This window comes from Winogradskyella algicola (genome assembly GCF_005869935.1).
Lineage (GTDB): Bacteria > Bacteroidota > Bacteroidia > Flavobacteriales > Flavobacteriaceae > Winogradskyella > Winogradskyella algicola.
In genome coordinates this window covers 71,638-83,157 of record NZ_SZQF01000011.1, presented here as the reverse complement: position 1 = coordinate 83,157, position 11,520 = coordinate 71,638, and the positions used below count along the sequence as shown (strand labels likewise).

Sequence of the window (11,520 nt, the reverse complement as noted above, 5' to 3'; positions counted from 1 at the left end):
GGATAGTGGCAAAAGGGAAAAGCAAGAAACTGGCACTCATTGCAGTAGCAAACAAACTGTTAAAACAGGCTTTTGCTATTGCAAAATCAGGATTGCCATATGACGAGAACTTTGTTTCAAAATTAGCTTAATAATGCTTGTTTTTTAACTCAGTTCTTTGTTGTAACCTGTGCTTTCTATTTTCCTAGTTTCAAAATTCTGACTGCACCTTGTATTACCAAAATAAAAACTATTGTTCCAATGATTAAATCAGGTTTGCTAGAACTTAACCAATTTACTAGAACTCCAGCGATTATAACTCCTAAATTGATAATTACATCATTAGAGGTGAAAATCATACTAGCTTTCATATGTGCTTCTTCTTTACTTTTTGACTTTTGTAAAATATAAAGACATATTCCGTTCGCAATGAGAGCAAAGACAGAAACAATAATCATAGTCGAGAAATCTGGTAATTTTTCTTCTCCGAAAAATCGTCTAAGGACTTCCACAAATCCGATAATCGCAAGTGTTATTTGAAAATATCCAGCAAGTTTGGCTATCCGCTTTTTCATTATTAAGGTTCCACCAACCGCAAACAAACTAATTCCGTAAACAAAACTATCTGCGAGCATGTCTAAACTATCAGCCACAAGTCCCATTGATTTTGAAAACAGACCTGTTGTCATTTCGATAATAAAAAAAATGAAATTGATTATAAGAACAGACCAAAGAAGCTTTTTCTGGTTTTTGTTTTCTTTAAAATCCGTCTGGTCGGTTTTTTCAGTCGATATTTTTTTTCCGCCTAGTTTTAATTCTAAGATGGATTTTTCTATATGTTGAATTTCTCCGTTATGAAAGACAGTCAATCTTCTGTTGGGAATGTCAAATTCTAAATTCGCAATATTTGAGATTCCATCCAATTTCATTCGGATTAGGTTTTCCTCTGAAGGACAATCCATTTTGGTGATTTCAAATATCGATTTTTCCATTCAGTATCGATTTTTCTTGCATTGGTTACAACGGTATTGTGTATGATTAGTGGCGTGTTTAAGCACATAATATAGTAAATAAAAACCAAATAGAAAATCCGCGAGGATTTTCGTAAGTAGGCGAGAACTAGCCATTAATTATACACGGTGTTAGGGCACGTATTTTTTTATTAATCTCCATTTTTCATTTCGCTTGCTAAGTCCGAGAAATCCTTGACTTAAACTCCAGTAAAACCTTTCAGCATAATTGTCTCGCTGTTCATAAGAACCATCAGATTCAAATATTTTAACATCGTTATATACTTTGTCATCTATTATCATTTTTGTAATTGGTACACTGTCAAATTCGGTTTTTGAATAAATTTTTTTTCCATAATACCAAGATTCTTTCATTATTATGTCGAACCAGATTTGTGTTCCGTCTGATGATGCACGCAATTCAATTAATACTTTTCCAGGTAAGTATCTATTATAATTTGGGTCACTAATTTTACAGTTTAAGTTTTGAATTTCGTGTTGGTCTGGAAAAAATGCTAAAGGGTCAGAACTCGCAAAGTATCTTTCAATTCCATTTATGAAGATAGTATCCAATTTGTTTTCAGTCGATTTTAATACTAAAATTTCATTTCCGTTATAAGGTATTAATGAGTAATCCGATTTGTCAATTTTATATTCTTTACTACACGAAACAAATGCTAAAAGTAAAATAAGTATTAAAATATGGACTGGATTTTTCATATGTGCCCTAACGGTTTGCATATGGCTTGTGGCGGTTTCGAAGCTACTTCCTGTCCGCCCGTGACGAACTTGGCAATAGAGCGAAAACCTTGCTGGCAGCCGTTCACCCGCCATAAGCTATATGCGTTGTTGGGCTTTCGTGCTTTTTTCTATTTGTCGTTTTACATTCTTCAACGCTTGTTCAGTCGAATACTTTTGACATGGTCTCGAGAAAATCGGTCCTAAAAGTCGGGTCAAAATATTTCCTGGTTCTGAATAGGTCAAGATTTTGAAAACGGTCTTTTTATTCGTCTGTTCCAATGTGAAAGTCGAAATTCCTTTTTCAACGTGTCCGTCTAACGTCTCGTAACTAAAACCCTTTTTTGTCGGTTCGTCAATGATTTCACTTATCCTAACTCCGAAAACGATTTTTTGCGAGAAAATCCTTGTTGGTGGGATATATACTTGTTGAACAATTATATCTCCGACTGTCATTTCTCTATTTTTAGATTTCCATTCTGTCAAATGAGTCATGATGTTAGCAGGAAAGATTTCATAGTCAAAAAGGGTTTGAAAGTCAATCCTGTCTGTTTCAATCTCAATTATCGATATATTCTTAGTCAACCGATTTTTATCGTACTCCATTACAGACTTTGGTCTCAAGTCGTTGAGATGTCGTTCAAAGTTCTTTTTTTGATCTGTGAGATAAATTTTCATTTAAAGTACGATGTCATTTTTGCATGAAGCCCAGCGGTTATATATACAAACCTAGCCAAAAAAGTACGTATATACAACCCTAATAGTGTGTTATTCAGTACCTTTTTGTAAATTGTAACATAACCATATAAAAATGAGTTATGTCGCACCTTAGTACATTCAAAACCATTCTAGAGCTTAAAAGATATAGCCCTAATACAGTAGCAGTCTACTTAAGTTTTGTAGAATCTGTTACCGAGTTCCTGAAAATTCAACCTAATACATTGAGCAATCTTAGAGATAAGGATATTCTACTAACAGTGGTAAATATTACCAAACAAAAACGATATGGCATATCATCACAAAAACAACTCATAGGTGCATTATCGTTGTTTTACAAAGAAGTCTTAAAAAGAGAGGTAGATTTTTCAGTCATTTATCCATCCCGAAATGAACAGTACGTCCCAGTAATCCTTTCAAAATCAGAAGTAAAACAAATCTTGCAAGCCACAGAAAACATTAAGCACAAAGCTATCTTGGCAACCATTTACGGTTTGGGCCTAAGAATAAGCGAAGCTATAGCTCTAAAAGTAGTAGATGTAGATAGCAACAGAATGATGGTACACATCAAAAACAGTAAGGGCAAAAAAGACAGAATGGTAATGCTGCCCAATAACCTTTTAGTTTTGTTAAGACGTTATTTTAAAGAGTACAAACCAAAAGAATACCTCTTCGAAGGACAAAAAAAATCTAAATATAGCGACAGTAGCATAAGAAAAATCCTTAACAAAGCCTTGTCGGCAACAAAAATAACAAAGCCAATAACCGTACACTCGCTCAGGCATAGTTTCGCCACACACCTTTTAGAAAACGGAACCGATATACGCATTATTCAAAAGCTGTTAGGGCACAAAAGCATCAACACAACCCTTACATATACGCGTGTAGCAGAGACAACCCTACAAAACGTAAAGAGTCCGTTAGATATGCTCTAATCGATAAAAACCACCTAACTTTCACAAAACACACGATCACAAGATTAGATAAGATAAAAATAACTAACCAAACCCTATTTACATTAAATATATGCTGACTATATACCGACTATATGCCGACTTTATGCCGTATTAAATGTTGGTTTCCTTGCTCTATCATTAAGGGCAAATACACAAAAACCATAAGCCAAAAGCCTAAGATTATTTTCCATTGCTTATGAGTAATTAATCATTAATTAAGCCTATATGTAAAAAAAAGCACAAAAAAGTTTTGCATATTAAAAAATAACATACATTTGCTGCGAAATTTAGAATCAATAACACAACAGATTCTAGATTTAGCTGAACACATTGAAAACTGTTTTTACGTTCGGGCTTTTGAAAATTAGGAAGTCATATTCAAAAGCAGCTTATAAGATAAGCGCCCGAAATTTAAAGCTAACTTCCGTTTCTCTAATAGCTGCCAGCCAGCACATATATCCGTTTGTGCCAACTACACAAAGCCAGTTTCAGATTTGATATAGAGTTAACACTATTTGTGCATAGATCTTTATACCTTTATTTTTTCTGAAAGAAAACAACCGAGAATAAAACAAAAATGAATACAAAATACATTGATCTTATCGATCAATCCTTTTACTTTCCTCAAGAAGAGTTTTATCTAGAGGAAAACACACTACAATTTCATGGTATAGACCTTATGAAATTAATAGAGCAATACGGAGCGCCTTTAAAGTTTACCTATTTGCCACAAATTTCTAATAACATTCAGCGTGCCAAAACATGGTTTGCAGATGCGTTTGCAAAACACAATTATAGTGGATCATACAACTACTGTTATTGTACCAAAAGTTCGCACTTTAAGCATGTATTAGACGAAGGCCTAAAAAATAATATACATATCGAAACCTCTTCAGCTTTTGATATTGATATTGTAAATAGCCTAAAGAAAGAAAGGAAAATCACAGACAAAACCTTTGTAATTAGTAACGGTTTTAAGCGAGAAAAGTACATTAATAATATTGCCGATTTAATAAACGGAGGTCATCAGAACTGTATACCTATCATAGATAACTATGAAGAGTTAGATTTACTTACCGAAGAAATCAATGGTAAGTTTAAAGTAGGTATAAGAATTGCGTCTGAAGAAGAGCCAAAATTTGAGTTTTACACCTCACGCCTTGGAATTGGTTACAGAAACATTGTGCCATTTTACAAGAACCAAATTCAGAATAATGAGCAAGTAGAGCTTAAGATGTTACACTTCTTTATCAATACTGGTATTAGAGATAACGCTTACTATTGGAACGAGCTCACAAAATGCCTTAAGGTGTATACTTCTTTAAAAAAGATTTGTCCATCTTTAGATAGTTTGAATATTGGTGGAGGCTTCCCAATTAAAAACTCTTTGGCTTTCGATTTTGATTATGCCTATATGGTAGATGAAATTGTAAACCAAATAAAAACCGTTTGCGAAGAAGAAGAGGTAGATGTACCACATATCTTTACGGAGTTTGGAAGTTTTACGGTTGGCGAAAGTGGAGGCGCTATTTACAAAGTGCTTTATCAAAAGCAACAAAACGATCGTGAAAAATGGAATATGATTAACTCATCTTTCATTACAACGTTGCCAGATACTTGGGCTATAAACAAACGCTTTATTATGTTGCCAATTAACCGTTGGCAAGAAAGCTACGAGCGTGTATTACTTGGTGGATTAACATGCGATAGTGATGACTATTACAACAGTGAACAACACGTCAATGCCATTTATTTACCAAAGTATAACAAAGACAAACCCTTGTATATAGGCTTCTTTAATACAGGCGCATATCAAGAAACTATTGGTGGTTTTGGCGGATTGCAACACTGTTTAATACCAAGTCCAAAACATATACTAATACAACGCGATGATAACGGAAACTTAACAACCGAAGTTTTCGCAGAACAACAAAAAAGTGAAGATTTACTGAATATTTTAGGATATTAAAGTATAAAGGCAAACGTGTCACACTGAGCTTGTCGAAGTGCTATCGAAGCCCAAAAATAATAATTAAACAACAAGAATAAATAACAAATTTCCCTTTCAGGAATTAAAAAAATGAACACAAAAACTTACGCTGGCATTCCAGCAGAGCATTCAAAATTAGATCAATCAAAGATTGTTTTAATCCCAGTACCTTACGATGGTACAAGTACATGGCAAAAAGGAGCAGATAAAGGTCCGGAAGCATTTTTACACGCTTCAGAAAACATGGAGTTGTACGATATCGAAACAGATTCTGAGGTGTACCTTCAAGGTATTCATTTGGCAGATGCAGTAACAGAAAATGCGTCTCCAGAAGCAATGGTAGAAGCAGTGCACCAAGCAACCAAAAAGTTTATAAAAAAGAACAAGTTTGTAACTGTTTTTGGTGGTGAGCATTCAATATCTATTGGTACTATTAGAGCTTTCAACGAAATGTTTGAAGATTTAACAGTATTGCACATCGATGCGCATGCAGATCTTCGCGAAAGTTACGAAGGTTCTAAGTGTAACCATGCTTGTGCTGTGTATGAGGCGAGCCAAACTACAAATCTTATTCAGGTTGGTATTCGCTCTATGGATGCTATTGAAAAAACAGTAATGGACGAAGAAAAAACGTACTTTGCGCATGAGATGGCTGTAGACGATAGTTGGATGGATTCTGCAATAGATCAAATGACAGACAACGTATTTATTACATTCGATTTAGATGCTTTCGATCCTTCAATTATGCCAAGTACTGGTACACCAGAGCCAGGAGGTCTGTTGTATTACGAAACGCTGGAGTTTTTAAAACAAGTGTTTGAAGAAAAAAATGTTGTAGGTTTTGATATTGTAGAGCTTTGCCCAAATGAAAACGAAAAGTCTTCAGACTTTTTAGCTGCAAAATTGTACTACAAAATGTTAAGTTATAAGTTTCAAGATCAAGATGCAACAGACGATTTTGAAAGTAATTTTAACAACAACTCAAACGGAAATAATAAATTTTCTAAATTTAATGATGAAGATGAGTACTAATAAAGGACATATTACACAATTTATAGAGAAGTATTATCTGCACTTTAATGCAGCAGCTTTGGTTGATGCAGCCAAAGGTTATGAAGATCAGCTTAATAATGGCGCTAAGATGTTAGTGTCTTTGGCTGGTGCTATGAGTACTGCAGAGTTGGGAAAGATTTTTGCAGAAATGATTCGTCAAGATAAAGTACACATTATTTCTTGTACGGGTGCCAACCTTGAGGAGGACATCATGAATTTGGTAGCACATAGCCATTACAAACGTGTGCCTAACTATCGCGATTTAACTCCACAAGATGAATGGGATTTGTTAGAAAAAGGACTAAACCGAGTTACAGATACTTGTATTCCAGAAGAGGAAGCATTTAGACGTATACAAGAGCATATTGTTAAGATTTGGAAAGACGCAGAAGCCAAAGGCGAGCGCTACTTACCACACGAGTATATGTACAAACTGTTATTGTCTGGTGTTTTAGAAGAATACTACGAAATAGACTTAAAGGATTCTTGGATGTACGCAGCAGCAGAAAAGAACTTGCCAATTGTTTGCCCAGGATGGGAAGACAGTACTATGGGTAATATTTTTGCAAGCTATGTGCTAAAAGGTGAACTTAAAGCTAGTACCATGAAATCTGGTATTGAGTACATGACGTTTTTAGCAGATTGGTACACAGAGAATTCAGAGAAAGGCATAGGTTTCTTCCAAATTGGTGGAGGTATTGCAGGAGATTTTCCAATCTGTGTAGTGCCAATGCTTTACCAAGACATGGAGCGTACAGATACACCATTCTGGAGTTATTTTTGCCAAATTAGCGACAGTACAACAAGTTACGGATCATATTCTGGCGCAGTGCCAAACGAAAAAATAACCTGGGGAAAACTAGATATAAACACACCTAAATTTATCATAGAGAGTGATGCAACCATTGTTGCTCCATTAATTTTTGCGTACCTTTTGGGTATGTAAATCCAACCTAACGAGATGAACAGAAAAGACCAACATTTAAAACGCGTTATTGTAGACTTTAAAAAACTAACACCAGAGATTCTTGCCATGTTGGTAGAGAAATATCCTGATGGTTATGACGACGATCACATTATTACATTTAAAAATGCAAAGAATGAGGTTGTAGAAGCCGTAGAGGTAACTACCGAAGATACCAAGTACTTGGTTAAGGTAAGTACAAAACTTGCAGTAACTATGGAGAATTACGATGAAGATGATTATGAGGACTTTGATAATGATGATCCAGAAGCTGTACAAGACCCAGAAATGGCTGCGGATGAGGACTCAGATGATTTTGATTAGTAATTGTAATAGGTGTTATTTTATTTTGTAACTTACTTAATATAAAAAAGTTATAAAACTCTAAATGCTTAAATTATGGAAACGTCATTTCACATGTCATTACCGTGTTTGAGTGTAAAGGAAACCCAAGACTTTTACATCAATAACATTGGCGCTTCTGCAGGTAGAACCTCAGAAAATTGGGTAGATATAAATCTATTTGGTCACCAGATTACGTTTATAAAAGCCGAAAAGTTTAACTTCAATAACCCTAATTATGTGTTTGAAGGTAAGATTTTACCCTCCTTCCATTTTGGTGTTATTGTAGATATTGATAATTGGAAAAAAATCTATAACAAACTTACCAAGCAAAAGTTAGAGGTTGTAACCAAAACCACTTTTTTAAAAGATAAAACAGGAGAGCATCTTTCGTTTTTCATTAAAGACCCTAATGATTATATGTTAGAGTTCAAAAGTTTTAAAGAACCTAAAGATATGTTTTTAGCATAATGTTACCAGTTGTTGCTTATCAAGTAGCAAACACTATCAATATAAAAGCGAGCAAACAGCAATTGCAGTGGCAGTTGCTGTTTCAAGATAGTGATGAGTTGTTTTATTTACACTCAAAAGACAAGTATATCTATCTGTTTCAGTATGGAATGGTAAGCTGCTTTAACCTTTCAAAAACTGAAATAGCTGAAGCTTTATATACCATTAAACCATTATGCGATACCTACTTTGCAGACAAAATTTCTGAAGAAGTTAATGTAGAGATACAAGAAAATACACTTCAGGTTAATTTTGAAAGTATCGTATTGCCAGAGTTTAATAGCGAAATGATACGATTGGTAATGCTTAATGCATCGCAATCTGTAGCGCTAAACCGTTATTCTGAAATAACCGAAGCGCTTTTGATAGAAACTAACGAACATACCAAATACTTAGAAGCTAAAGGAAAACTCGATATTTCAGGGAATAAATTAAAACGATTTATTGGTAAAACTTTAAATATTAAGAACAAGATTTCTGAAAACCTATACATCTTTGATTCACCAGAAATAACCTGGGAAGACGAGCAGTTAAACAAGTTAAATTCAGATTTAAAACAGACTTTCGATCTTAAGGATCGTTACCACGTTATCCATGATAGAATAGAAATTATAAAAGAAAATTTAGAACTCTTTAAAGATATTATGGATCATCGAGAAAGTAGCCGATTAGAGTGGATTATTATCATTCTAATTTTGGTAGAAGTCATAGATATGTTTATTCTAAAATTGTTTTAGACCAAGATAGTATTCTTCGCAACAAACCACAGTTATCATTGTCTTAGATAATGATCTAAAAGTTTTGGGCTTGAGGTGGTAAATACCCAACTACAAAATAAAATTATAAATAGAAATTCTTGAGCAAGACGTTGTATGATAGAATTTCAAAAAAAATCAATTAAAAATGAAAAACAGACAATTTATAGTACTAGTATTTTTAGTAATGGCATTTAGCGTTAATGCAATTATAGATACCAATAAGAACAATCAAGAACAAGAAAATGTAACCATTAAAGGCACTTTTGATGGTTACGATGAAGAAGATGGATATGCATTCTTAATAGCTGGTGAAGATGATGAGGAGGATGAAGATATCATATACTTTTACAATGTTACTGCAGAAGTACTAAAAGCTGTAAACCTTAAATCGGATGATATGATTGGTAAGCGTTTTCAAATAACGTATAAGATTGAAACTTATGAGGAAGAAGACGAATACGGTTATAAAGAAACCTACGAAAAATACACTATTATAAAGATCACAAAGATGTAAGATAAAAGAGACTGCTAATTAAATTGGCAGTCTTTTTTTTAATACCACTTCCCAAACAAATGCAGAAAATACAACGAAGTATTCTAGAGCAATAATCCATAAGTTTTCAGATTTGTCTGCTGTACCAATGCCAAGATACGATAGGTAGCTAAGTATTATAACCAAGCTCCAAACAAGAGGATATCTGTACCTGGTAAAAACACAAAGCATTACCAAAGTAGCTATATACCAAGGATGTATTGTAGTACTTAAAAAAAGATAAATTGTAAAAACTATTAGTATAGATGTGCTAAGTTTAGGTATAGAATTATTGGTTTTAAACACCGAAAATCCTAAAATTACTAAAACGGAAATTAGAGGCAGAATCTTACCAATTATACCAATTTCATTATAACAAGTAATAGCATAGCCAAGAGCTCTAAGAACATAGTAGATACTGGCATTAAATTCAAAATTATTAAACCACAGTCCGACCGTTTTAGAGTAATTGTTTACAAATTCCATAGAAAAGAACGGAATAAAAAATGTAATTAAGGTTATGCCAACAATGGAATAAAATACAATTAGTTTTTTCCTTCCTACCAAGACAGATAAATCTTTAGGTTCAGCGTAGCTAATCTTTTTTTGTTGACTGTTTCTTTTATCATTCAAAGAAGTCGAAGTGAACCACCAGAAAAACAACGGCAAAAACATCAAGGGGATCAGTTTTACAGAAACAGAGCAGGCAAAAACGACCGCAGCCCATTTCCAATAGCCTTTATGTAGTAAGTATAAACTCCAGACTAAAAAGAAAATCATAACACCTTCAAAATGGAGGTTGCCAGTAAGTTCTATAATGATAAATGGGTTTAATATGTACCAAAAGATTCGATTAGAAGGTAATTTTAAGGCTTCTAAAAGCTTTTTTCCAAAATAGAGTGTTCCTATGTCCGCAGCAATAATAAGAAGTCTCATGCCTATAACGGAGCTTAAAATACTACTACCAGGAAAGAGATTGCCAAGTACAAAACAGACCTGATTTAAAGGTGGGTAATTAGTATAATGTGAGGCGCTCAGTGCACCCATTCCATTGTATAAGTCTTGTGCCAAGGGAATTGATGTGTTCCAATTTATTACATAATTAGGTGTGTGTAAATAAGGATTAAACCCTTCTAAAAGCATGTGTCCATCCCAAATAAACCGATAGAAATCTTGTGATAAATTAGGTGTTGCAAATAGAAATAATAGTCTGAATAAGATAGAAGCTATTACTAAAATTCTAAAGCCTGTGCTGAGCGAAGTCGAAGTATAGAATCCAGACGTTTTCAAAATTTGGTACCCTAAAACAAATAAGAAACTATATAGTAAAATGAGTTGTAATGCATCAGTTCGCTGTGTGTAGTAAGCAAACCATACGTAAAGTATACAGCTTATTAAGGTGTAAGCTAATGTTGTCTTTTTGTATTTGTAAATAGTGGTTAATTCAAGCATAATATATCCAAAGATAGAATTATTTAAATCTGCTATGTCTTATAGATAAAAAAAGAATAATAACTTTAGAAGGAATTAAAATGTAGAGTTATGAGTCATTCTATTTATTCCAACTTTATGATCAATACTGACAAATTCAGTGTTTATAGAGCTATATCAGAGCCAGAGCATTTGGTAAATTGGTGGCCATTAAAATGTTCTGGAATTCCGAAAGAGGGAGAAGAATACAATTTTAATTTTACAGATAAATACGATTGGTATGCTGAAGTTAAAAGTGCCAAGCAATGGGATCATATTCATTATAAAATGACCAAATCTGATGATGATTGGAATGCTACAACCTTTGGTTTTGATCTAGAAGAGAAGAGTAACGGAATTTATCTTCATTTCTTTCATAAAGATTGGCCAGAGTGCAATACACACTTTAAACATTCGTCGTTTTGTTGGGCAATGCTCTTAAAAGGATTAAAAGATTATTTAGAAAAAGGGACAATCGTGCCTTTTGAAGATAGAGAGTAA

General features: G+C 33.7%; 13 protein-coding genes and 1 pseudogene. 10 read left to right on the top strand and 4 right to left on the bottom strand.

The window, feature by feature from the left end; translation table 11 throughout:
* Nucleotides 1-131: pseudogene (locus FC091_RS14865) on the top strand (IS110 family transposase); the annotation flags it as partial.
* 45 nt (nt 132-176) lie between these two features.
* Here FC091_RS14865 and FC091_RS14860 read toward each other — a convergent pair.
* The 3 genes from FC091_RS14860 to FC091_RS14850 form a co-directional block, all read right to left on the bottom strand.
* Nucleotides 177-971 (bottom strand): cation transporter, encoded by a 795-nt coding sequence (locus FC091_RS14860; protein ID WP_138435148.1) that lies wholly within the window; start codon nt 969-971, stop codon nt 177-179.
* A gap of 150 nt (nt 972-1,121) precedes the next feature.
* Nucleotides 1,122-1,709, bottom strand: a complete 588-nt coding sequence (locus FC091_RS14855; RefSeq protein ID WP_138435146.1) for a hypothetical protein — start codon at nt 1,707-1,709, stop codon at nt 1,122-1,124.
* Nucleotides 1,710-1,826: 117 nt separating this feature from the next.
* The gene (locus tag FC091_RS14850) at nt 1,827-2,333 is read right to left on the bottom strand and encodes a DUF1990 family protein (protein ID WP_138435152.1); all 507 of its coding nucleotides are present in this window, start codon (nt 2,331-2,333) and stop codon (nt 1,827-1,829) included.
* Between the two features lie 212 nt (nt 2,334-2,545).
* On the opposite strand from FC091_RS14850, the gene FC091_RS14845 reads away from it, so the two are divergent.
* The 8 genes from FC091_RS14845 (at nt 2,546) to FC091_RS14810 (ending at nt 9,531) form a co-directional block, all read left to right on the top strand.
* Nucleotides 2,546-3,379 (top strand): tyrosine-type recombinase/integrase, encoded by an 834-nt coding sequence (locus FC091_RS14845; protein WP_138435145.1) that lies wholly within the window; start codon nt 2,546-2,548, stop codon nt 3,377-3,379.
* Nucleotides 3,380-3,977: 598 nt separating this feature from the next.
* Nucleotides 3,978-5,369, top strand: coding sequence for an arginine decarboxylase (locus FC091_RS14840; RefSeq protein WP_138435144.1), 1,392 nt, complete (start codon nt 3,978-3,980; stop codon nt 5,367-5,369).
* 111 nt (nt 5,370-5,480) lie between these two features.
* The gene (gene speB / locus FC091_RS14835) at nt 5,481-6,422 is read left to right on the top strand and encodes an agmatinase (RefSeq protein WP_138435142.1); all 942 of its coding nucleotides are present in this window, start codon (nt 5,481-5,483) and stop codon (nt 6,420-6,422) included.
* On the top strand, nt 6,412-7,389 hold the full coding sequence (locus tag FC091_RS14830) for a deoxyhypusine synthase family protein (protein WP_138435141.1): 978 nt from the start codon (nt 6,412-6,414) through the stop codon (nt 7,387-7,389). Before speB ends, FC091_RS14830 begins: the two co-directional genes overlap by 11 nt.
* A gap of 15 nt (nt 7,390-7,404) precedes the next feature.
* Nucleotides 7,405-7,731 carry a hypothetical protein gene (locus tag FC091_RS14825; RefSeq protein WP_138435140.1) on the top strand — a complete coding sequence of 109 codons (327 nt, stop codon included), beginning with the start codon at nt 7,405-7,407 and terminating at the stop codon, nt 7,729-7,731.
* 75 nt (nt 7,732-7,806) lie between these two features.
* Nucleotides 7,807-8,220 (top strand): VOC family protein, encoded by a 414-nt coding sequence (locus FC091_RS14820; protein WP_138435138.1) that lies wholly within the window; start codon nt 7,807-7,809, stop codon nt 8,218-8,220.
* The gene (locus FC091_RS14815; protein ID WP_138435137.1) at nt 8,220-8,996 is read left to right on the top strand and encodes an RMD1 family protein; all 777 of its coding nucleotides are present in this window, start codon (nt 8,220-8,222) and stop codon (nt 8,994-8,996) included. Before FC091_RS14820 ends, FC091_RS14815 begins: the two co-directional genes overlap by 1 nt.
* A gap of 166 nt (nt 8,997-9,162) precedes the next feature.
* The gene (locus FC091_RS14810; protein WP_138435136.1) at nt 9,163-9,531 is read left to right on the top strand and encodes a hypothetical protein; all 369 of its coding nucleotides are present in this window, start codon (nt 9,163-9,165) and stop codon (nt 9,529-9,531) included.
* 18 nt (nt 9,532-9,549) lie between these two features.
* On the opposite strand, the gene FC091_RS14805 is transcribed toward FC091_RS14810, so the two are convergent.
* Nucleotides 9,550-11,001, bottom strand: coding sequence for a mannosyltransferase (locus FC091_RS14805; protein ID WP_138435134.1), 1,452 nt, complete (start codon nt 10,999-11,001; stop codon nt 9,550-9,552).
* A gap of 90 nt (nt 11,002-11,091) precedes the next feature.
* Here FC091_RS14805 and FC091_RS14800 point away from each other — a divergent pair, with 90 nt between their 5' ends.
* Nucleotides 11,092-11,520 (top strand): SRPBCC family protein, encoded by a 429-nt coding sequence (locus FC091_RS14800; protein WP_138435133.1) that lies wholly within the window; start codon nt 11,092-11,094, stop codon nt 11,518-11,520.